Annotated in this window: 24 protein-coding genes and 1 pseudogene; 11 read left to right on the forward strand and 14 right to left on the reverse strand. The window is 60.6% G+C overall.

Going from position 1 to position 22,354, the window contains the following annotated elements; translation table 11 throughout:
* Positions 1-112: 112 nt before the first annotated feature.
* Together KYT87_RS26585 and KYT87_RS26590 are read right to left on the reverse strand one after the other, a co-directional pair.
* Positions 113-670: a hypothetical protein gene (locus KYT87_RS26585; RefSeq protein WP_219991260.1), complete on the reverse strand. Its 558-nt coding sequence runs from the start codon at positions 668-670 to the stop codon at positions 113-115.
* A complete protein-coding gene (locus tag KYT87_RS26590) occupies positions 670-1,605 on the reverse strand; it encodes a LysR family transcriptional regulator (protein ID WP_104141731.1) in 936 nt (311 codons plus the stop codon). The genes KYT87_RS26585 and KYT87_RS26590 overlap by 1 nt, the downstream gene beginning before the upstream one ends.
* A 182-nt stretch (positions 1,606-1,787) precedes the next feature.
* Here KYT87_RS26590 and gtdA point away from each other — a divergent pair, with 182 nt between their 5' ends.
* The 8 genes from gtdA to KYT87_RS26630 all read left to right on the forward strand — a co-directional run bounded on the left by gtdA (position 1,788) and on the right by KYT87_RS26630 (position 9,689).
* Positions 1,788-2,888 (forward strand): gentisate 1,2-dioxygenase, encoded by a 1,101-nt coding sequence (gtdA, locus tag KYT87_RS26595; protein ID WP_219991261.1) that lies wholly within the window; start codon positions 1,788-1,790, stop codon positions 2,886-2,888.
* Positions 2,889-3,045: 157 nt separating this feature from the next.
* Positions 3,046-3,744 (forward strand): fumarylacetoacetate hydrolase family protein, encoded by a 699-nt coding sequence (locus KYT87_RS26600; protein WP_219991262.1) that lies wholly within the window; start codon positions 3,046-3,048, stop codon positions 3,742-3,744.
* 12 nt (positions 3,745-3,756) lie between these two features.
* Positions 3,757-4,395: a maleylacetoacetate isomerase gene (gene maiA / locus KYT87_RS26605; protein ID WP_219991263.1), complete on the forward strand. Its 639-nt coding sequence runs from the start codon at positions 3,757-3,759 to the stop codon at positions 4,393-4,395.
* Positions 4,392-4,781 (forward strand): chorismate mutase, encoded by a 390-nt coding sequence (locus KYT87_RS26610; RefSeq protein WP_219991264.1) that lies wholly within the window; start codon positions 4,392-4,394, stop codon positions 4,779-4,781. The genes maiA and KYT87_RS26610 overlap by 4 nt, the downstream gene beginning before the upstream one ends.
* A complete protein-coding gene (locus KYT87_RS26615) occupies positions 4,774-5,781 on the forward strand; it encodes a tripartite tricarboxylate transporter substrate binding protein (RefSeq protein ID WP_219991265.1) in 1,008 nt (335 codons plus the stop codon). Before KYT87_RS26610 ends, KYT87_RS26615 begins: the two co-directional genes overlap by 8 nt.
* 99 nt (positions 5,782-5,880) lie before the next feature.
* A complete protein-coding gene (locus tag KYT87_RS26620; protein ID WP_219991266.1) occupies positions 5,881-7,233 on the forward strand; it encodes an FAD-dependent oxidoreductase in 1,353 nt (450 codons plus the stop codon).
* A 16-nt stretch (positions 7,234-7,249) separates the two neighbouring features.
* On the forward strand, positions 7,250-8,464 hold the full coding sequence (locus KYT87_RS26625) for a 3-hydroxybenzoate 6-monooxygenase (RefSeq protein ID WP_219991267.1): 1,215 nt from the start codon (positions 7,250-7,252) through the stop codon (positions 8,462-8,464).
* Between the two features lie 49 nt (positions 8,465-8,513).
* Positions 8,514-9,689, forward strand: coding sequence for an ABC transporter substrate-binding protein (locus KYT87_RS26630; protein ID WP_219991268.1), 1,176 nt, complete (start codon positions 8,514-8,516; stop codon positions 9,687-9,689).
* A gap of 159 nt (positions 9,690-9,848) precedes the next feature.
* Here the strand turns inward: KYT87_RS26630 and KYT87_RS26635 are convergent, their stop codons facing one another.
* Positions 9,849-10,865 (reverse strand): tripartite tricarboxylate transporter substrate binding protein, encoded by a 1,017-nt coding sequence (locus KYT87_RS26635; RefSeq protein WP_104141720.1) that lies wholly within the window; start codon positions 10,863-10,865, stop codon positions 9,849-9,851.
* Positions 10,866-11,078: 213 nt separating this feature from the next.
* Between KYT87_RS26635 and KYT87_RS26640 the strand changes: the two genes are divergently transcribed.
* Positions 11,079-11,597, forward strand: coding sequence for a hypothetical protein (locus tag KYT87_RS26640; RefSeq protein WP_219991269.1), 519 nt, complete (start codon positions 11,079-11,081; stop codon positions 11,595-11,597).
* Here KYT87_RS26640 and KYT87_RS26645 read toward each other — a convergent pair.
* The 9 genes and pseudogenes from KYT87_RS26645 to KYT87_RS26685 all read right to left on the reverse strand — a co-directional run bounded on the left by KYT87_RS26645 (position 11,589) and on the right by KYT87_RS26685 (position 18,060).
* A complete protein-coding gene (locus KYT87_RS26645) occupies positions 11,589-12,005 on the reverse strand; it encodes a VOC family protein (protein WP_219991270.1) in 417 nt (138 codons plus the stop codon). The genes KYT87_RS26640 and KYT87_RS26645 overlap by 9 nt on opposite strands.
* Positions 12,006-12,094: 89 nt before the next feature.
* Positions 12,095-12,676: a nucleotidyltransferase family protein gene (locus KYT87_RS26650; protein WP_046803361.1), complete on the reverse strand. Its 582-nt coding sequence runs from the start codon at positions 12,674-12,676 to the stop codon at positions 12,095-12,097.
* Between the two features lie 142 nt (positions 12,677-12,818).
* Positions 12,819-13,361 (reverse strand): GNAT family N-acetyltransferase, encoded by a 543-nt coding sequence (locus KYT87_RS26655; protein ID WP_219991271.1) that lies wholly within the window; start codon positions 13,359-13,361, stop codon positions 12,819-12,821.
* Positions 13,362-13,530: 169 nt separating this feature from the next.
* Complete coding sequence (locus KYT87_RS26660; protein WP_219991272.1) at positions 13,531-14,094, reverse strand: hypothetical protein; 564 nt, start codon at positions 14,092-14,094, stop codon at positions 13,531-13,533.
* Positions 14,095-14,268: 174 nt separating this feature from the next.
* Positions 14,269-14,736, reverse strand: a complete 468-nt coding sequence (locus tag KYT87_RS26665) for a hypothetical protein (protein WP_219991273.1) — start codon at positions 14,734-14,736, stop codon at positions 14,269-14,271.
* A complete protein-coding gene (locus KYT87_RS26670) occupies positions 14,736-14,939 on the reverse strand; it encodes a hypothetical protein (protein ID WP_219991274.1) in 204 nt (67 codons plus the stop codon). Before KYT87_RS26670 ends, KYT87_RS26665 begins: the two co-directional genes overlap by 1 nt.
* A gap of 101 nt (positions 14,940-15,040) precedes the next feature.
* The gene (locus KYT87_RS26675) at positions 15,041-16,156 is read right to left on the reverse strand and encodes a DUF3800 domain-containing protein (RefSeq protein WP_255444652.1); all 1,116 of its coding nucleotides are present in this window, start codon (positions 16,154-16,156) and stop codon (positions 15,041-15,043) included.
* 117 nt (positions 16,157-16,273) lie between these two features.
* On the reverse strand, positions 16,274-17,233 hold the full coding sequence (locus KYT87_RS26680; protein ID WP_219991275.1) for a hypothetical protein: 960 nt from the start codon (positions 17,231-17,233) through the stop codon (positions 16,274-16,276).
* Between the two features lie 172 nt (positions 17,234-17,405).
* Positions 17,406-18,060 (reverse strand): annotated as a pseudogene (locus tag KYT87_RS26685) (tyrosine-type recombinase/integrase).
* Between the two features lie 204 nt (positions 18,061-18,264).
* On the opposite strand from KYT87_RS26685, the gene KYT87_RS26690 reads away from it, so the two are divergent.
* Positions 18,265-19,092 carry an abortive infection family protein gene (locus tag KYT87_RS26690; protein ID WP_082134359.1) on the forward strand — a complete coding sequence of 276 codons (828 nt, stop codon included), beginning with the start codon at positions 18,265-18,267 and terminating at the stop codon, positions 19,090-19,092.
* 312 nt (positions 19,093-19,404) lie between these two features.
* Here the strand turns inward: KYT87_RS26690 and KYT87_RS26695 are convergent, their stop codons facing one another.
* A complete protein-coding gene (locus KYT87_RS26695; RefSeq protein ID WP_255593598.1) occupies positions 19,405-20,151 on the reverse strand; it encodes a lysozyme inhibitor LprI family protein in 747 nt (248 codons plus the stop codon).
* A 470-nt stretch (positions 20,152-20,621) separates the two neighbouring features.
* Here KYT87_RS26695 and KYT87_RS26700 point away from each other — a divergent pair, with 470 nt between their 5' ends.
* Entirely contained in the window at positions 20,622-21,287 is a 666-nt protein-coding gene (locus KYT87_RS26700) for an imm11 family protein (protein WP_219991276.1), read from the forward strand.
* Positions 21,288-21,613: 326 nt separating this feature from the next.
* Here KYT87_RS26700 and KYT87_RS26705 read toward each other — a convergent pair whose 3' ends face one another.
* On the reverse strand, positions 21,614-22,354 hold the full coding sequence (locus KYT87_RS26705; RefSeq protein ID WP_046803291.1) for an amino acid ABC transporter ATP-binding protein: 741 nt from the start codon (positions 22,352-22,354) through the stop codon (positions 21,614-21,616).

Consider the following 22,354-nt stretch of genomic DNA (forward strand, 5'->3'; position numbering starts at 1 on the left):
CAGGGCGCCTAGTGCCAGGCGCCTGGCGCAGAGCGCCTGGTGTCAAGCGCCTGGTCTCCGTTGCCTGGATGCCTATGCATAAGCCATCACGGTGCCCGTCACCGATGATGGCTTATTTGTTTTGGCCGTGGCCGCCCGCCACCACGCGCAGCGCCACGCGATATCCCGCGAACACGTAGAACGCGGCGCTGTTCACCACCAGCCACGCGCCCAAGCCGCCCAGCAGCGCCACCACCGGCCCCACGGCGCGCACGCCGCCCAGCGCCCAGGCGGCAAGGCCCATCGCGCCAATCGCGATCAGCGCCAGCACCAGCCACCTGATCAGCACCAGGCCCGCGCACTTGCCGGCCATCACCATCACCACGCCAATCGCTAACGCCAGCGCCGTACCCGCGCAAACCGCCACCAGCGCAAACGCGGCCAGCGCCGCGCCCGCGGATCGCAGCAGCAGGCTCAACACTTCGATCCCGACGCCCAGCCCGCCCGTCATCACCAGCACCGACAACACCAGCGGCGACCACATGCCGGGCGGCACGCGGCGCGCGTCCATGTCGGCCACAAAGCGATGCATGGCCGTCGATGCGGCCGGGTCGCCGGAGCCCGCCAGTGCGGCCTCCACCTTGCGGCACTGCGCGATCAACGCTGTCAGCCCCGCGCCCGGCGCTGTCATCAAAGCCTCGTCACACCGGGTGCGTGTTCGGCCACCGTGTTGCGCAGCGCCGCCATTGCCTCTTGCACGGCCATCGGGCGGAACGCGTCTTCACGCCAGTACATCGCCACCGAACCAAAGCCCGACAAGCGCACGGGGATGATGCGCATCGCGCGCATCTGCGAAAAGCGCAGCGCCGCGCGATGCGAGGCCACGCTGATCATGTCGCTGTTGTTGATCAGCGTGAGGTTGATGGTGACGGAATTCGATTCCACGTGATCGGCGGGCGGGGCCTGGCCGGCGGCCGCCAGCGCCGCGTCCACCGCATTGCGGATCGGCGTGCCCTTGGGCCAGAGAATCCAGCGGTACGACAGCAGGTCCGGCCAGCTGGGTTGTTCAATGGCAAACAGCGGATGGCGCGGGCGCGCCACCAGGTGGATGGGCTCCAGGTACAAGGCTTCAAAGCGAATGGCCGGGTCGTGGTGTTCAGGCGCCGAGCGGCCCACCACGATATCCAGATCCCCTTGCGCCAGCTGCGCCAGCAGGCGGTCGGTAGTGCCTTCGACCAGTTTCACGCGCGCTTGCGGCATGCGTTCCAACAGCTTCATCACGGCCAGCGGCACGGTGTCGGAAGCCGACGCGCCGGATGCCCCGATCACCACCCGGCCCCCGCCGCCTTCGCGCAGCGCGGCCATGTCGGCGCCGGCGCGGTCCAGCTGCGCTTCCAGCCGCTGCGCATGCGCAATCAGCACGTCGCCATGCGGCGTGGGCCGCAGCCCGCGCGCGTGGCGCTCGAACAGCGGCAGGCCGATGTCGTCTTCCAGGTCTTTCAGCCACTTCGACAGCCCGGGCTGCGTCGTGTTCAGCATGGCCGCCGAATGGCTGATGTTGCGGGTCTGCGCCAGACTTAACAGCATCTTCAGGTTGCGCAGCCGCAGGCGATGGGTCCAGTCCATGCAGGCCCTCGTGCGTGGGAGGTTGTCTCGTATGTATATATTTATTCGTATGGATAATAAGATAATTTCATTTCAAAACACATAGCTGCGTACGCATAATCGTCTTCGAATCTGGACCAGCCGCGAACCACGTGGCGGCCACCTGTAGAAGCCGGCTTCAGCCGGACATACCGGAGACAAACATGCCCGACGGCCACACCCCCGGCGCACACCCCAGCGCAAACCCGGACGCACACCCCGACGCACACCCCAGCGCCGACCGTGCGCAGTACTACGCGCGCATCGCCAAGAAACACATGGCTCCGCTGTGGGAGTCCCTGCATAACCTGGTGCCCCGCCAGCCCTCGCCGCGCTGCGTACCCGCCCTGTGGAAATACGACGATGTGCGCGACGACGTCATGGCGTCCGGCGCGTTGATTAGCGCCGAAGAAGCCGTGCGGCGCGTGCTGATCCTGGAAAACCCCGGGCTGCCCGGGCAAGCCAGCATCACGCAAAGCCTGTACGCCGGGCTGCAACTGATCTTGCCGGGTGAAGTGGCGCCCAGCCACCGCCACACGCAGTCGGCACTGCGTTTCATCGTGGAAGGGCGCGGCGCCTACACCGCCGTCAACGGCGAACGCACCACCATGCACCCGGGCGACTTCATCATCACGCCGTCCTGGACCTGGCACGACCACGGCAATGCCGACACCGTTGAAGGCGGCGAACCGGTCGTCTGGCTGGACGGCCTGGACATTCCGCTGCTGCGCTTTCTGGATGCGGGCTTTGCCGAAAACTATCCGCAGGCCGCGCAGCCCGTGACGCGTCCCGAAGGCGACAGCATGGCGCGCTTCGGGCACAACATGGCGCCGGTGCGCCACCAAGCCACCAGCGGCACATCGCCCATCTTCAACTACCCCTACGAACGCAGCCGCGAGGCGCTGGACGCGCTGTATCGCCATGGCGAGCTTGACCCTTGGGACGGCGTGAAGCTGCGCTACCTGAACCCGGCCACGGGCGGCTACCCCATGCCGACGATGGCCACGTTCATGCAGCTGCTGCCGGCGGGATTCCAGGGCAAGGCGTATCGCAGCACCGATTCCACCGTGTACAGCGTGGTGGAAGGCCGGGGCATCGCGCGTATCGGCGACGAAGAATTCCACTTCGGTCCGCGAGACGTCTTCGTCGCGCCGTCGTGGATGCCGGTGCAGTTGGCCGCGCTGGATGACGCCACGCTGTTCAGCTATTCCGACCGCCCGGTGCAGGACGCGCTGGGCGTGTGGCGCGAAGAACGCATCGGCTGATCCCGGGCGCGCGGTGCCAGCGCAGTGCAAGCGCGGTGATTGCGCAGTGGGGTTTGAACCCTGCGCCTTGCGCTTTGCATTTCCGTTGCATCCCCTTTGCGTTTCCCTTTTCCCTTTTCCCTTTTCGCTTTTCCCTTCCGTCTTTCCAGGGTGATTCATGCCTTTCGTGTTTGCTCCCCCCGCGCCCGTTGCCGTGCCCATCGCCGGCAGCCAGGACACGTTTCCCGTACGCCGCGTCTACTGCGTCGGCCGCAACTACGCCGCCCATGCGCGCGAGATGGGCTTTGACCCCGACCGCGAACCGCCCTTCTTCTTCTGCAAGCCCGCCGACGCCGTCGTGCCGGTTGCAGAGGGCCAGACGCTGAGCCTGCCCTACCCACCCGAAACCGCCAACCTGCATTACGAAATCGAACTCGTCGCGGCCATTGGCCAAGGCGGCGCCGACATTGCCGTGGACGACGCGCACAAACATGTCTGGGGCTACGCCGTGGGCCTGGACATGACGCGCCGCGACCTGCAAATGAAAATGCGCGAAGCCGGCCGCCCCTGGGAATTGGGCAAGGCATTCGACCGCAGCGCGCCCATCGGCCCGCTGCATCCGGCGGCATCGAGCAGCGGCATCGAACAGGCCGGCATCTGGCTACAGGTCAACGGCACCGACAAGCAACGCAGCGACATCGGCAAGCTGATCTGGTCCGTGGCCGAGACCGTGGCCTACCTGTCCCGCTACTTCCGGCTGGAGCCGGGCGACCTGATCTACACCGGCACACCCGAAGGCGTCGGCCCCGTCGTGCGCGGCGACCAGATGCTGGGCGGCGTGGATGGGCTGGGCACACTCAGCGTAAAGATGGTCTGACCAGGAGGCCACATGCAACTGCACAGCTTTTTCAATAGCTCTACGTCGTACCGCGTGCGCATCGCGCTGGCGCTCAAGGGCCTGCCCTACCACTACGTGCCCGTGAACCTGCGCAAGCAGGAACAGCGCGCGCCCGACTACGTGGCGCAGAACCCGTCGGCCGGCGTGCCGCTGCTGACCGATGGCGACGTCCAGCTGTCGCAGTCGCTTGCCATCATCGACTACCTGGACGCCACGCATCCCACGCCACGCCTGATCCCCACCGATACCCTGGCGCGCGCCCGCGTGCTGGAACTGGCGGCTGCCATCTCGTGCGATATCCATCCCGTCAACAACATGCGCATCCTGCGCTACCTGCAAGACGTGCTGGGCGCAACCGACGCGCAAAAGAACGACTGGTATCACCACTGGATCAAGGAAGGGCTGGGCGCGGTCGAGCAATTGCTGGCACGCCATGGCCAGGGTGCGTATTGCTTTGGTGACGCGCCCACGCTGGCCGATTGCTGCCTGGTGCCGCAAGTGGCCAATGCGCAGCGGATGGGCTGCGACCTGTCGCCGTATGCCCGCATCCTGCGCGTTTACGACCACTGCAACGCGCAACCCGCCTTCCAGCAAGCCGCGCCCGCGCGCCAACCCGACTACACGCAATGACCACGCCCATGCAAGAGCCCGACACCCAAGGCGCGCCCCTGCGCGAATACACCGACCCCGCCTACCAGCCGCTGTGCGCCACGCTGGCCGATGTGCGCGCCAACATCGATCGCCTGGACGACGAGATCGTCCGCTTGATCGCCGAGCGCGCGATGTACGTGAAAGATGCCGCGCGCTTCAAGCGCGACGCCTTCCAGGTCAGCGCACCCGCGCGTCAGGCGCAGGTCTTTGACAAGGCGCGCGCGCTGGCCACGCGCCACAACCGCGGCTTTGCCAACCTGGAACAGGTGGTGGACGCAACGTATCGCGCAATGGTCGCCGCCTTCATCGCCAACGAACAAACCTATTTCGACACCATGAAAAACGTGGGAGACACGCATGACTAAGTTGTTGCCCCAACGCCTGACGCGCGCATTGGGCCGGGGCCTGATGGGTCTGTTGGCCCTGTCCGCCGCCGCGCCGCTGACGTCCGCCCAGGCCGCCGATGCCTGGCCCGCCCAACCGCTCAAGGCCATCGTGCCCTTTGGGCCCGGGTCCAGCCCGGACCAGGTGGCGCGCATTGTCGGCGAGAAGGCCGGCGCCATCCTGGGGCAAACCATCGTCATTGAAAACAAGCCCGGCGCCAGCGGCAACATCGGCACCTTCGCCATCGCCAACGCCAAGCCCGACGGCTACACCTTCGGCGTGTCCATCACCGGCCCGCTGGTGAACAACACCTTGTTGTTCGACAAGCTGCCCTATGCGCCCGCCACCGATTTGTCGCCGCTGACGCTGGCCGTGCATCAGCCCAACGTGCTGGTGGTGCCCGCGTCCGCCGGCATCGCCAACGTGGGGCAACTGCTGGAGGCGTTGAAGAAGAATCCGGACAAGTACAACTTCCCGTCGCCGGGCGCCGGCACGGTGTCGCACCTGGCCGTTGAACTGCTGCTGCAACAGATCGGTGCGCGCGCCACGCACGTGCCCTATCCGTCGTCGCCCGCCGCGTTGACGTCGCTGTTGTCGGGCGACACGCAGTTTGCCGCGCTGCCGCCCATTGCCGTCATGCCGATGGTGAAAGACGGCCGCTTGAAGGCGCTGGCGGTGACGTCGTCCAAGCGTTCCGCCTTGCTGCCCGACATTCCGACCTTGGCGGAAGTGGGCGTGCCGGGCATTGAGGGGTCGGCATGGATCGGCTTCGTGGTGTCGTCCAAGGTGCCGGCCGACATTCAGAAAAAGCTGTCGGATGCGTTGATCCAGGCCATACGCGACCCGGAAGTCGCCAAGCGGCTCCAAGCGCAATTCATGGACCCGGTGGGCAGCACGCCCGCTGAGTTTCGTGCCTACATGGACGACGAGCTCAGGCGCTGGGAACCGCTGATCAAGAAGCTGGGCATCAAAGGCCAGTAAGCGGTAATTCGTGGCGCAACGCAGGGTGGCGCACCGCTTGGTGGCGCACCGCAGGGTGGCGCAACGCGCCGCGCAGCAATACAAGCAAGGAGAATTTCGATGGTCATTACCGAACCCGCCCGCCAGGTCCCGCTGTATGGCGAATTTGATGTTGTGGTGCTGGGCGGCGGCCCCGCCGGCGTGCTGGCCGCCGCCAGCGCTGCCCGCAACGGCGCGCGCGTGCTGCTGGTGGAACGCTACGGCTTCCTGGGCGGCATGGGCACCGCCGCCGGCGTATCCAACTTCTGCGGCCTGCACGCCAACATCCACGGCGACATCCGCCAGGTAGTGCACGGCATGACCGACGAATTGTTGGACCGCATGCGCGCGATGGACGGATTGAATGATCCGCACCTGATCCTGGGCAAGATCCACGCGCAGGCCTACGACATATCCGCCTTCAAGTGCGCGGCGGACGGCATGGTGCAAGACAGCGGCGCGCAGATCTTGTTCCACGCCCTGGCCACGGGGCTGACACGCGACGAACGCGGCCGCGTCGACGCCCTGTTCCTGGAAACCAAGTCCGGCCGCTGCGCGGTACGCGCCAAGGTCTTCATCGACTGTTCCGGGGATGCCGACATCGCGCAATGGGGCGGCCTGCCCTTTGAAAAAGGCGACGCTCACGGCCACATGCTTTACCCCACGCTGATGTTCAAGGTGGGCAACGTGGACGGCGCGCGGGCGCAGGAAGCGTGGAAGACGATACCCCTGCTGATGGACGAAGCCGCCGCCAGCGGCGAGTTCACCTTCCCCCGGCGCGGCGCCATCGTCCGCCCGCAAAAGCACGACTACGAATGGCGCGTCAACGTCACGCAGCTGGCCAATGCCGATGGCAGCGCGGCCGACGGCACCGACGCGGGCTCGCTGTCGGCAGGCGAGCTGGAAGGCCGCCGCCAGATCATGCAGTACCTGGCCTTTCTACGCGCCAAGGTCCCGGGCTTTGAACAGGCTTACGTGCTGGACATCGCGCCGCAGCTGGGCATCCGAGAGACGCGTCGCATCGTCGGCGAAGCCGTGCTGACGCAGGAACACGTACTGGGCTGCGCCGACTTCGAAGACAGCATCGGCGTGAACGGCTGGCCCCTGGAAATGCACACGGCGGGCGACGTCAAATGGGTGTGGCCGCCCATCCCCGAATCGCGCGGCTACAACCAGCTGCCGTTTCGCATGATGGTGCCCAAGCGCGGGCCCGGCCTGGCCGACAACGTGCTGGTGGCGGGCCGCTGCGCGTCAATGACGCACGAGGGCCAGTCGGCCGCGCGCGTCAGCGGCAGTTGCTTCGTCATGGGCGAAGCCGCGGGCACAGCGGCGGCAATGGCGCTGCGCGACGGCATCGCACCGGGCAACGTTTCCATCGCGGCGCTGCAAGCGCAACTGAAACACCAAGGCGCCTTCCTGGGCGGCCAGGATTGAACCCGCGGGAGCCAACATGAACGCATCTTCACTTTCAGCCAAGCCGACGCGATCCGTGATCGTGGTGGGCGGCGGCATCGGCGGCCTGGCCGCCGCGCTGGCGCTGACGCGGCAAGGCATCGCCGTACAACTGCTGGAACAGGCCGCGCACATTGGCGAAATCGGCGCGGGCATACAGCTGGGGCCCAACGCGTTCGCGGCGCTGGACGCGCTGGGCGTGGGCGAGACCGCACGGGCACGCGCCGTCTTCACCGACCACATCATCATGATGGACGCCGTCGACGCCAAAGAAGTCGTGCGCATCGACACGGGCGACGCTTTTCGTGCGCGCTTCGGCGGGCCATATGCCGTGATCCATCGCGCCGACATTCACCTGTCCATTCTTGAAGCCGTGCAGCAAAACCCGCTGATCCGTTTTCGTACGTCGACGCAAATCGCCGCAATGTCGCAAGACGCGCAAGGCGTGGAAGTGGTGGACGCAAACGGCAACCGCTATCGCGCCGACGCGCTGGTGGGCGCGGACGGCGTCAAGTCCGTCATCCGCGCGCAGACGGTGGGCGACCCGGTGCGCGTCACGGGCCACGTCGTCTACCGCGCCGTCGTCGAACGCGAAAATATGCCAGACGAACTACGCATCAACGCGCCCGTGCTGTGGGCCGGGCCGCACTGCCACCTGGTCCACTACCCCTTGCGCGGCGGGCAGCAATACAACCTGGTCGTCACGTTTCACAGCCGCGAACAAGAGGAATGGGGCGTGCGCGAAGGCAGCAAGCAAGAGGTACTGTCGTACTTCGAAGGCATTCACCCGCGTCCACACCAGATGCTGGATCGGCCCACGTCCTGGAAGCGCTGGGCCACCGCCGACCGCGAACCGGTCGCGCATTGGGGCCAGGGCCGCGTCACCTTGTTGGGCGACGCGGCGCATCCCATGACGCAATACATGGCGCAAGGCGCCTGCATGGCGCTGGAAGACGCGGTCACGCTGGGGGTCGCGGTGCAACAGTGCGGCGACGATCTGGACGCCGCGTTCCGCCTGTACGAATCGGTGCGCATTCCGCGCAGCGCGCGTGTCGTGTGGTCCACGCGCGAGATGGGCAGGCTGTATCACGCGCGCGGTGTGGAACGCACCGTGCGCAACACGCTGTGGACGGGCCGCAGCCAGTCGCAGTTCTATGACGCGTTGCAGTGGCTGTATGGCTGGAAGGTGGAAGGCTGCCTGGCGTCCACTTAGGGCATATCAATACAAAGCAAAAACACCGCAGCACCACTGGGAGACAACCATGACAAGCCACAACCTACGGGGCGCCGCCGCCCTGGCGTTAACGCTGACGGCATGCGCCGCCGGCGCGCAAGGCAAGCCGCTGGACATCGGTTTCATCGGCACCTTGTCCACCCCCGCCGGCTACATCGGCGAAGACGAGCGCGACGCCTTCATGCTGGCCGTGAAGGAAGGCGGCGGCAAACTGGGCGGCGTGCCCGTCAACGTGCGCGTGGAAGACGACGCGCTAAAGCCGGCCAACGCCAAGCAGACCGCCGACAAGATGGTGCAGGACGGCGTGCGCCTGTTCACGGGCGTCAACTTCTCGAACGTGATGGCGGCCGTTGGCCCCACGGTGCTGAACGCGGGCGGCTTCTATGTCAGCTTGAACGCGGGGCCGTCAAACTACGCGGGCAAGGCCTGCAACCAGAACTATTTCGCGGTCGCATTCCAGAACGATTCCTACGCCGACACGGCCGGCATCGCCGCCAACGAACTGGGCGTGAAGCGCGTCGTTGTCATGGCGCCCAACTATCAAGCCGGGCGTGATGCGGTCGCCGGTTTCAAGCGCGCGTACAAGGGCGAGATTGCGGAAGAGATCTACACCAAGCTGGACCAGTCGGACTTTTCGGTAGAGCTGGCGCGCATCCGCTCGTTGAATCCCGACGCGATTTTCCAGTTTCACCCGGGCGGTGCGGGCATCAACCTGACCAAGCAATTCGCCAACTCGGGGCTGTCGGACAAGATCAAAATGATTACGCCGATCTACTCGATGGACGACCGCATGCTGGCCGCGACGGGCACGGCCAGCAAGGGCTTTTATCTGAGTTCGCTATGGAGCGCCGACTTGGACAACGCTCAGAACAAGCACTTTGTGCAGGCGTTCACCAAGGCCTACAACCGCCCGCCCACTGCGTATGCCGCACAGGCGTATGACACCGCCAACCTGATCGCCTCGGCCCTGAAAACCGTGAATGGCGACATCACCGGTCGCCCGGACGATTTTCGCAATGCGCTACGCAAGGCGGACTTCCCCAGCGTGCGCGGCAAGTTCAAGTTCGGACCGAATCAACATCCGGTTCAGGACTGGTATCTGCTGCACATCGAGCCTGGCAGCGACGGCAAGCTGGTCTACAAAAACCTGAAGGTGCTGGCGCGCGACCACACCGATGTGCACGCGGCGGATTGCAAGATGTAGGCGGGGGAAGTTGGGGGTGCGGAAACGGATCGGCCGGCAACGGGTAGACCGGCGATAGGTGCGGCGTAGATAACGCATGTCGTAGATCCGCACGCCATAAACGAAAGGGGGCAGCTCACGCTGCCCCCAAAACTGCTGTCGCGTTGAATCAACGATCCATCAATTCAAGCTCGCGCCAGAAATCTTCACGATTTCCTGGTACTTCGACTTCTCGCTCTTCACGAAGTCAGCAAAGGCTTCCGGCGTCATCGGCGCGGCTTCCGAACCCATCGTCAACAGGCGTTGCTTTACATCCGGCTGCTGCATCGCATCGGCATACGCCTTGTTCAGCTTGGCCACCACCGGCGCGGGCGTGCCACCCGTCGTGAACACGCCAAACCACGTGCCCAGATCAAAGCCCTTCACGCCCGACTCTTCAACCGTCGGCACATCCGCCAGCAAAGACGAACGCTTGGCCGTCGTCACCGCCAGCGCCTTCACCTTGCCGTCCTTGATCAACGGCGCCGACGCCGCCAGATTGTCGAACATGAAATCCGACTGACCCGACAACAGCGCCAACTGCGCGGGCGCCGCGCCCTGGTAAGGAATGTGTTCGACGTTGATGCCGGCACGCGCCTTCAGCAGCTCGCCCGACAGATGGCCCGCGCTGCCGTTGCCGCCCGAACCGTAGTTCAGCTTGCCCGGATTCTTCTTGGCGTAGTCGATCAGGTCGGCCAGGGTCTTGATCTTGTTCTTGTCGGCGAACTCAACGTTCATCACCAACACGTTCGGCACCGACGCCACGATCGTCACCGGCGCAAAATCCTTGACCGGGTCGTAGGGCAGGTTCGCGAACAGCCACGGGTTGATCGCATGCGTGGCCACCGCGCCCATCACCAGCGTGTAACCATCGGCGGGCGCCTTGGCCACCAGGTCTGCGCCAATGTTGCCACCCGCACCCGAGCGGTTTTCCACGATCACGGGCTGACCCAGTGAACCGCGCACCTTCTCGGCCAACATGCGGGCCATGGTGTCCAGCGGACCGCCAGGCGGGTAAGGCACAACAAAGCGAATCGGCTTCGTCGGGAAATCGGTCGCCTGCGCCAGCGCGGGCGCACCAAACGGCAAGGTAGCGGCCAGCGCCACGGCGCCCTGCAACAAGGCACGGCGGACCGCGCTACGGGGGGTATTCGTCATGATGTTTTTCTCCTCACTCCAGATCTATGGCGGTCAGTAGCATACCGCAGGGAGGAGATTGGCGTAACAAAGAGATACCGGGCGGGGATGCCCTAGTTTGGTCGACCTTGGGCGGGGAGTTCGTGTTTTCTTCTGACCACGCGCGTCACAAACAAAGCGTTTAAACAAAGCGTCAGACTGCAATATCATCGATACCCCTCCGAGGAAACCGACATGACATCGCAGCCACAACGCTTCCTGGATTATCTCGCCGCTCGTGGCTGGACGGTGCTGCGGACCACGCCCACCTCGACGCCAGCGGCCGCGCCGCGCGACGCGCACGGCTATGGCGCTTTCCTGGCGACATTCACCGAATTGCACAACGCGGACCAGACACGCTGGTTCCTGAGCGCAGCCGACCATGACGGCACGGCGGACAGCGCCTTTCCCTGGCACACCCTGCGCGATATCAGTCTGGACGCAGCGCTGGACGACGCCGGCCGGCAGGCGGTCCTGGACTTCTGGCAACAGCACACGCCGATCTACATGAGCGTTGCCGGCGCGTACGAATTCCTGGCGATAGAACGCGACTCGGGCCGCATCGTGCACGGCATCGAGCCGGAATTCGAGGACACGCGCGACGTTGCCCCGAATCTCGCGGCTTTGTTCGAAGACATGATTGCGGGCCGCGCCATGGCGGCGGCTACTTTGGCCGGCAGTTCAGTTGCCGCGCCAGATCAGCTTTCACTCTAACCACTGCGGATTCCAGACAATTTCCCAGAGATGTCCGTCGGGGTCCTGAAAGTACCCCGAGTACCCCCCCCAGAACGTTTCATGCGGTGGCTTGACGATCGTTGCCCCTGCCGCACCGGCCTGAGCCATGACAGTGTCCACTTCGACCTTTGATGAGACATTGTGACCCAGCGTCATCTGGGTCGGATTGAACGGCACTGTCGTCAATCCTGTGTCATGAGAAATGCTGCTCTGCGGCCAAAGCGCCAAGCGCACGCCGGACTGCAAATCCAAAAACGCAACGGTGCCGTGCTCGAATTCCCTGCCTACAATGCCGTCGCTGGAAAGGCCTAACCCATCCCGGTAGAAGCTCAACGACACGTCAAGATCTTCAACGCCCAGGGTGATAACGGTAACTCGTGGCTTCATGTTCGTGCCTCCGTTTGAATAGCGAGTTTATCGCGGCGGTTTCTGGGTGATGAGGGACGCCTTTCCACGCGGAGCGGTCCTACGTGCGGTCAGGGTGTACAGATTGAAAGCCGAGGCCAACGGTGTCCGAATCGCTTGGAATGCACGCGATGCATAAACGTTGAGACGCTCGCCCGCCGAGGGTTGTGCCGAACTCGCAGTTCAAACAGGTCATTCAGTCCGTACGGCGCTATGACCTTCAATGATTCATCATCGTCCAGGTAAATGCCAACGCAGGTGGCAAACTCTGGCCAAGTGGCCAGCCCATCGTCCAAAGAGTTCAGGGGTGAAACCACTTGACCGAGCGCTTCTGCGAACCACTCATGCACTGTTGCCTGGTTTGTCACTTCCCAAGTTAACGAGGGAAGGAGCAACTGCAGCCGCTCTTGAAGTTCGGCATCCAGAGCTAGAGGCGCTTCGGCATCAAAGTATGCAACGTCCACGTCATCTAAGTTCGAGGGCTCCTGAAAGCCATGCAAACTATCCCAAACCAAAGATCTGATGGCCCCTGCACCAATGCACCAGGAGGGCAAACCAAGGCAGCGAACCGCCCGCAGCGCAGCCATCAGTTGCTCAGAGGATTCGACGAGGTCGCATAGTTGCTGCTCATAGCCCGCTCGAACGTTCGTCATCATTTCGCCAGGAACCAGAATTTCGGGTTGCTTGTATGTGGAAACAGCATATCCAGAATCGTCGGCCGACCGCTTCTGGCCGTACGTCGTCTTTTGGAAAACTACGCTCCCGCACACGATACGGTCGCTTAGTTCTCAGTTCTCAGTTCTCATCAGTGGAGAGCTTTGAATACAGCACGAAGTCCCCAGGCGTTCCTCGTACCATTCGGTAAGAGCGCAATAGTCCTTCGCGTCGAAAGCCGCATCGCTTGAGCACGTTCTCCGATTGCGAGTTTGTGTGCAGGACCGTCGCCTGAACACGGACAAAACCGTATGAAGAGAAGCCCCAACGGGTTACGGCGTCGCATACAGCACTCGCGATACCCAATCCCCAATGTGACGGGGCGATGTCGTAAGCAATCTCGGCCGTTTTGTTGGCGTTTGACACGGTGTGAAATCCAATTGTCCCGATGAGCCGATCCTGTAGTTTGTCGATGATTGCCAGGCGGCGTTCCGAGTCCTCGGATGCAGAATCGAACAAGTCAAACAAGCGAGACAGGTCTTTAGCCGAGCCCAGATTCCAGCTTGTGTGCTGGAACACTCGTGGCAAGGCAAGATAAGAGTACCAATCGTCCGCGTCAGCACGTTCCAGCTGTCGCAGCACGACCGCCGGGTGCCCAGAGTCGGGGGCCACCATGATGCGCATCCATCACTCCCTTGTTGAGCCGTCCCGCGTCTATTGTGTACACGGCGATTCTAATGAAATTCCGGCATGCACCACGCTGTCGGGTAGAAGCGGTCGGAGCAGTACGGCTGCTTCCGACCCAAATCTGTCTCTCGTAAGAGTTCAAAGTTGGTCGTAACAAGTCTCCAAATCAGAATTTCCAGTGTTCCTCGACCTGATAAAGCGGCTTGCCAGCCATTAGTAACTTGATAGCATCTATGTGGGCTACGTAGTCAGCCTCAGAAAAATTAGTCCACCGCGGATTACTCTTTTGCGCGGCGAGAAATGCTGAACGAGCCTCAAACATACATTTGCGGTTTGTCGACAGAAAGGTGCGTAGCCCTTTGAACAGTTCGTAGTCTAGCGGTGGATGGAGCAAGGCAACGTTCGGATGATGATGATGACCTCCGCAGACTAATATCGTTTTTAAGTAGATATTGACCAGCTTTTGAGCGCGGCCAAAGGAAAAATCGCGGATCCCCAGATGCACAGCTTCCGACTCGATTTTCTTCATAAAGCTCATCTGCCATTCATCGACGTCTTGGCCAATGTCCTCTGGGCCGGCTACCTGATCTAGGCCACTTACCTCAATCAGTCTAAAAGCCAGAGAGCTACCACCGCCTGCTAGACCACGGCCATACGCGGCCGCAGCGCACCACCTGGCGTACATGTCTTTGTGTTTCTCGATGGAATACTGAGTTGATGATATAGACATGCTGCTTTTACTCACGAACAGTTGAGGTATGCATTTTTTCGATAAGCTTCTATAGCTCATGTGCCTTGAAATGTCGGCTCCTGGCCGGAGGTGACCCATGCTGATGCCCGCTCCGACCCGGTGCGGGCGTCCGCCGAAAAATTAACCGCGCGTCATCGTTGAGGTTATGCATCTTCAACGCATGCGTTCGACGCCAACCGCTTTTTCTACACCCTCCACCTTCATTTTGTATCCTCCACCGCTACGGTAGATAAGTACCTTTGGCATGAACGCGTAATGGTAGTGATAGTGGTATTCGGTTTGCTGCCAAATCTGGCCGTTCATAAGTTTGACAATCGTCTCTCCTTCCCAGCCATCAAATTGGCCATCGATTTGTGATTCGATGACGGATGAGGTTGGAGCACCTGCGGCACCACTTGGTTTCGAGATTTGCGCCGCCTTCTTACCTGCTTGCTCTCCAATTTGATAGACCTCTAGAAGTAGCTTCGCTACTTCGGCCCGCTGTTGAGCCGACAGCTTGTCAAAACCGAGCTGCTTCTGTCTATTAGCAGACACCAACTGGTCAAGAGCTGTCTGAGCGCTGGCGGTGCTAAATGTCGTGAAGAAGACAGCAATAAGAAATAGACGAATTTTCCAGAACATCAGGCTTCCCCAAAACGTAGAATTCTGAATGAGCAGGCGGCAGAAAATAGGTGCGTCGATCGCCCGCGGCGCGCAGCACCGACCTCGGCCAGTGGCTGCAGGTGATCAAGCACCAGGTGCGCGAGCCGGCGCACGTCGTCGTGCACGTATTGCTGCGCCAAGTGCGCCAAGAAGCGGTGGTACTCCGAGACGATGCTTGCCATGCGGCCCTCTCTACACAGAAAGACGCTTTGGATGGCGTCCTTGGCGATACTCATCGGCCGCCCACGCCCTGGCGGCGGGTGGATCGTGCTTCCCTTCGCAGTTATGGCGTGTGGAAGTTCTTTGCAAAATAGTCGATGACCCTGGCCGCCTGCGTCCCCTGGCGGAAGCGCTTCTGCTCGTCGAAATCGATCGAGGGCAGCATGTGGATCAGCTGGTGGTCGGCATACATCGCCATCACCTCCCGTGCGTCCAGCGCCCCGGCACGGTGTCCCGTGAGCGTGTTCGCCGCCTCGATGGCCGCGCCGATCATCACGTCCGCCAGCTGCACAGCGGGACTGTTCCGGGAGTCGACCTGCGTTACCGACTGGAGCTTGAGCGGGAAGGTGATACTGGCGATCTCCGACTGGCGGAACGTGACCTTTTCCTCGTGGCGGATGTAGCGCTGCAGCAAGTCATGGTAGGTGACCAGGTTCTTCGACTGGTCGTGCTCGACCCGATACGGACCGTCGGCCATGACCTCCATCCGGCTGACCAGGGACTGCAGCACCACCAGGGCGGCATCCGTGCTGACGCCTGGCGTGGCGATCGCTCGCAGGCACTCTGGGGCGGCGAACTGCGCCAAGGGCCCCAGCGCTTCCGGCAGTTCCTGCCAGCGCGAGGCACGCGCAGCCTGGACCAAGTCGACGAGCGCCGCCGGGTTCTTCTCCTTTACCGCGCGCTGGAAGCCCGCCAGCAGGCGGTCGAGAGCGCCTCGCCCAAGCAGCGTTGGCCCCACCGTGTACAGCAGGGATGCCAGCGAGTAGTTCTGCCCGTCCTCGTAGAAGTCCATCCCGCGCTCGTAGTAGAACGGCTCGACGGCGTAATCCAGGAACATCAGCAGCAACAGGTAGCGCTTGTCGCAGACGTAGGTCACGCACTTGTGGTGGCCCAACAGGTCGCGTTGCAGCGCCATCAGGCGGGGGCGGTTGGCCGGCCGTCGCGCCAGGGCCCGGTACTTGAGCTCGTCCGCCTGCAGCTTCGGAAAGTGCTCGCGGATCAGGCGCTTGGCCTCGGCGTCGTCAATGGCGATCGCCGTCGCGCCTTGAAACCTCTGCTCCGAGTTCAGCAGGTCAAAGCCTGTGTAGCCGCTTTCATCGATTCGGAAGCACTCCAAGTTCCAGCCCCCTAAAGCAAGACGGATGCAAATGATGAGACGGTCAGTAGAGACTTCGGACATGGTGCAAAGACCGCTATGGCCGACCATGATCGTCGCATACCGACCAGTAGCCGATATTCTTCAAGCCGGAAAAATCAACGCTGATGTTCAACGGTTGTCGTAAGCAGCAATGACGCATTAGCCAGGAAACAGCCCCATTTGGCCGTCTATTTCGAGGGGAGTGACTTTCTCCACCATGAGCGTAGGCCTACGATCTGCGACAAAACGATTTTTGGCGTGGCGAGTGATTTTCCCCTCAACTTTGCAGTGCAAAAATAGCGCGGCTTTGTACTGGCGAATATTCCCGTGCGCTGGCACGCAATTGATGACGTGACCCATATACTCCAGGCCAACCGAGTTAGATGCTTCGCTGCCACGAATGAGGCGACCTTCCAATTTCGCCTCTGCCCCATGATGTAGCTCCGGAAATAGAAGCGCCTCTTCGTATTCGTCTTCCTGCGATTGATTGAAAAGAGATTTTTCTTCTTCGACGATGGTCACTTCCTCAACACCGGCCGCCCTAACGACTCCAATGGTTAGAACTCGATCAGCTCGAATCACAGAAGTCATTTTTACAAGTAGACGAGGCGGGAGTTGTTGATACCAACGAAAGTACTCGATGGGGATCGACAGCTCGTCGCCGTTGTCATTGGCTACCAGAACGGTGTCAGTTCCGAGTGACGGCTCGATGCGCACGCGATCCCAGTTACGAGAGCGTCGAGTGTGCTTTATGAGCTTAGCAAGAGTCTGAAGAGCTGACATCGATCTCTTGAGGATGTCTTTTAGGCCGAGGTCTTTGAAATCGTTTTCGGCAAGTTTTTCACCAGCTTTCTTTGCATAACCGAGCGCGAATGCTCCACCGATGGCAGCGCTAGCAACAACTACTGCTTCCCATGAGCCAGTGCGAGTTTGCACTGGAACATCGTATTGAAATGTGGAGAAGTCTGGAGACTGCTGCGAGTTGAAGAAGCGGACGGCCTCATCAAGCCCAACGAGGGCGGATCCGGCGCTACCTGCATCAATTACGCCATCTATAAGAGTCTTACCGGAGTACTTGACGAACCCAAGCTCTTCGTATTGTTCTGTTTCGACTGGCACCGAAGCTCCCTTTGCTGGCTAACTACAGATTGAATCTAGTCATGCTCATCGGACAACAATTGTTTGCGTGTTGGTTGTAGGCCAACCCAAAAATTTCCAGATCGGTCAGCTGCCCGCTCCTGGCTGGACAGCGACAATCCACATAGATGTGCTGTCCGATTGTAAGCAAACCTTACGTTTCTGTCTGCTCTGCGATTTCCAGCGCGTCGTCGACTTCTATGCCGAGGTATCGCACCGTGCTTTCTAACTTAGTATGTCCAAGAAAAAGTTGGACTGCGCGAAGGTTCTTCGTTCGCCGGTAGATCAGCGTGGCCTTTGTTCGGCGCATAGTGTGCGTGCCATACCGCAGGGTCTAAACCGATCGACGCGATCCAACCCGCAACGATGCGTGCGTACTGGCGCGTAGAAAGATGCGGCGACTTGGCTACCCTGCTTGGAAATAGATAGTTGTCTGAAGCGAGGCGCGCCGCATCTATACAAGCAGCCACCGACTGTCGTGTCAGTTCGGCAACTTCGAACTGTACTGGCCGATGCGTCTTGCGCTGCATAACGATAGCGCGCGAGTAAGCGCTCTTCCCTTGTGAAATGTCGCAAACGCGCAAGTTGACCAAATCGCAACCACGTAATTTGCTGTCGATGGCTAGATTGAATAGAGCCAGATCCCGCACCTTTTCAGCTAGCTGCAGCCGTATACGGATTGCCCAGGTTTCTCTTAGCTTCAACGGAGCCTTTTGGCCAACAAGACTCCCCTTGTTCCAAGGGAAGTGCGGTTTTTCTTCATCGAGGTCCGGTTTTATGGAATTCTCCTTCGATGAAAGGAATCCCATTTTCACTAACAAAAAGGACGCTTACGGCCCTAGCAGTCGTTCACGAGCCCGGTTCTTCTTCCGACTATAGGCTTGGTTGTCAGCCGGCCCCCACAACGATATGCTTCATTCAGAACAAGTGGTTGCGCCAGAAATTCTAGGCGTGATCGCGTACGTGGACCCACGGGTCCGCCTATTCAGTGTTTAGGGGACAAGAACCGCATCATGGCGAATCGACCACCACTTACAGACGCTATCGTTGTGGCAGTTTCTCAGCTGGTAGACGATTCTCAAGGCGACCGGCGCGACCCAGCGCACTCGGATATCGAATTCCAAATCGACAAAGCCGGCTTGGCGTCTGCTGATCCGGGGCGCGCAAACGGAAAACCAGTCGGAAAATCCAAGCGTGTGCGTGGAGTCTTAAGTTGGGCGCTTTCGAATAACCTTGCTGCCGGAGAAACACTTGTAGCTGGTCTTGTTGCCACGGTTCAAGGCCACGGAGGGTTCCGCGAAACCTCCACCAACTACTGCGGCGCTGAGGCTGTTGCAAATCTTGCCTCGGCTTTCACCACACAAGGGTGGGACCTATTGCCAGACGGATCACTTCAGGCAAAGGTCCTTGATTCCCTGAGCGGTAAGGAACGTACTGCTGCATTGCGCACGTACGCAGATCGTGCACGCCGAGGAGCCTTGGACAGTCCGCTTCTTGCTGGAACGGCCAAAGACCTACTTGAAGCAACAGCTGCCCACGTGCTCGTTCAAAGGTGGGGTAGTTATCCGAGTACGTCGAACTTTCCGACACTGTTAGGGCAAGCGTTCTCCGCCCTCGGTTTGGCAACCCCAGGTGATGCCGTTGTTTCAGGTGAGCCTGCGCATAAGCGTATGGAACGCGCCGCATATGAGCTCGCCTGTGCCTTAAATGCGCTCCGCAATAAGGAAGGCACGGGGCACGGTCGGCCATGGATAAGCGGGATTACACTGATGCAGGCCACATTTTCTGTGGAGTCCATGGGCAACATTGCATCGCTGATGCTGGATGCTTTGAGTCCATGAAATTGTCCTCTGATATTTCGCTGTAACTGACTGTCATCCCGCTGCGCAGGCTGTCGCCGGCGGAGCTCAGGCGTTGACCGTCCGCTCATGGCCGGAAGCGGCCAAGTGAATCAAGTATCACAGGCAGCATTTCGACGGAACTTGTGGCCGCGTTAAAGCCCCGTTAGCATCGGCTCACCTGCATTCCCGTTCTGCGCCCACATCCATGGCGGAAACCACCGTGAGCGAACCCGCCGCCATTAACAACGGTGTCAGACTCCGATTTCGATATGCCCCGCACACAAAATCACGGATAAGCCCGGGCGCTTACCGTCAACCGCCATAGCATTGCGCGTAAATAAAGTCGACCAGGCGCTTGTCTGAGGCATCCTGTGGCGTGGACGGCTCGACTTGGAAATGCCCGAACATATCGTCGTTGCAGATCCGCACGTTCTTGCGCTGCGTACCTTCCTGCAATACGCAGGAGCCGCCAAAACTGTGATTACTCCCGGCGGCGCCAACCGGTAGATCAATCAGCCGGCTACAACCGATGATTCGGCCGTTTTGCTTCTGATGCGCCAACGATTGGTTGAACGATTCAACACGGGAGTTGGGATCACGAATCGACACAACATTCACGCATTCGCCACTAACGGTTTGGTTGCCCGGCAGCTTGCAGTCTGAGTACACTTCGCCATTGGAAATATGTTCCTCATTACGCGCCAGCACGGCGATGCGGGTTGTGTATGCTTGCTGCAGGCAGGCGCTGTCTTGACAAATGTCACGAGCGTATTTGATCCAGTTGCGCTGTTCTTTCCCCAGCTCTTTCTTGCCATAGGCATCGGTTGCGGCTAGTGCTGTTTCATAGGCGCCTTGCAATTTTCCATCCAGCGCGGATGTCTCGGCATCGCTACAGATCAACCTTTCGGTAGTGCCCGCGGCCTTGTTGCAATCAAAACTAGCGGCTTGGGCGCTAGTCCATAGCGTTGCAAGGCCCAACGTAAAGAGAAGCTTCATCGCAGGTGTATACCGTGTCTTCGGTGCGTAAGCGGGCGGGCGTGTTGAATGCGGCTGGGTCATGATCCTATCTTCTCAAGTTGTATGTCGATGATGTCTTGCGTACAGCACAACACATCTTCCTCGTGACACGTCAAATCAGCTTAACTGGGCTAATGCACATCTCTGGGCTTGTGATCTAGTCGCAGGACCATCAGAGGAATTCTTATTCCCAATACCCGGCTCAGTTTTTACCAGATCTAAGCTGACGCCTGTGCCTTTAGCAACTAAAGCGGCGGCTCCATCACAATCATCTCGGATGATCCTTCATTAACGTCGCTTATGAAGCTCATTCAACTTGAGATTTCGTTCGCTGAAGTTGGCATGGTCTGGTACAGCCTGCAATACAAGAGCTTGGTCCGATGCTCGTCCGCTCCTGGGCGAAAGCCGCCAAGTGAATCAAGGCTCACAGGCAGCACTTCGACGGAACTTGTGGCTGCGTTAAAGCCCCGTTAGCATCGGCGCACCTGCATTCCCGTTCTGCGCCCACATCCATGATGGAACCCACCGTGACCGAACCCACCGCCATTGAAGTGTCAGGCGAAGCCGCATCGCATAAGGGAAAATTTTTCCTGATCGATGCCAGCTTCTTGGGAAACGGCAGGGTTCCCGGCATAGAAATTGCCAACGAACAGACGCTGATCGATTCGGGGATGAATGTCGTCTCGCGTCCTAATGGAATGCCAGATCAGTATCCGGAGCGTCCGCACCTGGTTCATGTACCGGAGAAAGGCGGAATGCCACGCGATCTGGAAGAGCTCGCTGGCATATGGATTGTGTCCGAGCCGTTGAAGCAACTGTTTGAGCAATTGGACGCCGAGGCGTTTGCCTTTGTGGCATGCGACTTCAGCCTTGCTGACGGGAGCCCCGGTCCTCAGTACTACCTTGGGAATGTGCTGCGCACACTCGACGCCCTGGATGAAGCCGCTTCGCGCGTGAGGATCAAGCTCGACCGCAATTATCAGACAGGCCAGGACGAGAAGCTCTATAGCCTCGTTGGCGGAGCCAGCTTGGTGTTCAAACAGGATGTTGTGGGAGACGCCCATATCTTCCGCCAGGATCGCATGGGAGCACCTCCTATCTGCGACCGCGCGATGTTTGATGCATTGAGTGCGGACAACTTCTCCGGCGTACGGCTGCGCGATGTAGCCGATATTTAGAGCTGACACGGGAGCGCAGGGTTATGGCCGCTGCGCGGCCACAAGCGGCCCTAAGCGGCCAGGTAAGCGGCCAGGTAAGCGGCCAGGTAAGCGGCCACGCGCGGATGTCGGTGCGGTGACGCGCATGCTCGCTTTGGCCGAAACCGCCCGCATATCGAAATGCCGCAGCGCTACACACTACGCCCCGAACGCATCGAAGTCCCACCGACCCAACCCGCGCTTCATCAGCCCCCGCATACCACCCCAATAAAAAACACCCCAACAGTCGGACCAAAATCCGACTCCTGGGGCGCTTACCGCAAACGACTTTTCTAATCTTCAGCCGATCAATGCAAGATCTGGCTCAAGAACAGTTTCGTCCGTTCGTTCTGCGGATTATCGAAAAATTCATCCGGGTTGTTCTGTTCGATGATCTCGCCGCGGTCCATGAAAATGACGCGGTTGGCGACCTTGCGGGCGAAGCCCATTTCGTGGGTTACGCAGATCATCGTCATGCCGCTTTCCTGGGCCAGCGACACCATTACGTCCAGCACTTCCTTGACCATTTCGGGGTCAAGCGCCGAAGTGGGCTCATCGAACAGCATGATCTTGGGGTTCATGCACAGCGACCGGGCTATGGCCACGCGCTGTTGCTGGCCGCCTGACAGCTGGCCGGGGAATTTCTTGGCTTGTTCCGGAATGCGTACGCGTTCCAGGTACTTCATGGCCGTGGCTTCGGCTTCCGCGCGCGGCTTCTTCAGCACCCACATGGGGCCCAGCGTCAGGTTTTCCAGCACGGTCAGGTGCGGGAACAAGTTGAAGTGCTGGAACACCATGCCGACGTCCTTGCGGATCGTCTCGATGTGCTTCAGGTCATTTGTCAGCTCCGTGCCGTCCACAATGATGTGGCCTTTCTGGTGCTCTTCCAGACGGTTGATGCAGCGGATCATCGTGGACTTGCCCGACCCCGAAGGGCCGCACACCACGATGCGCTCGCCTTGCGCCACGTCCAGATTGATATTGCGCAACACGTGGAACTGCCCGTACCACTTGTTCACGTCCTGCATACGAATAATGGCATCCGACAT

Origin of the sequence: Achromobacter sp. ES-001 (assembly GCF_019448355.1) — a bacterium.
Classification (GTDB): Bacteria; Pseudomonadota; Gammaproteobacteria; order Burkholderiales; family Burkholderiaceae_B; genus Achromobacter; species Achromobacter spanius_B.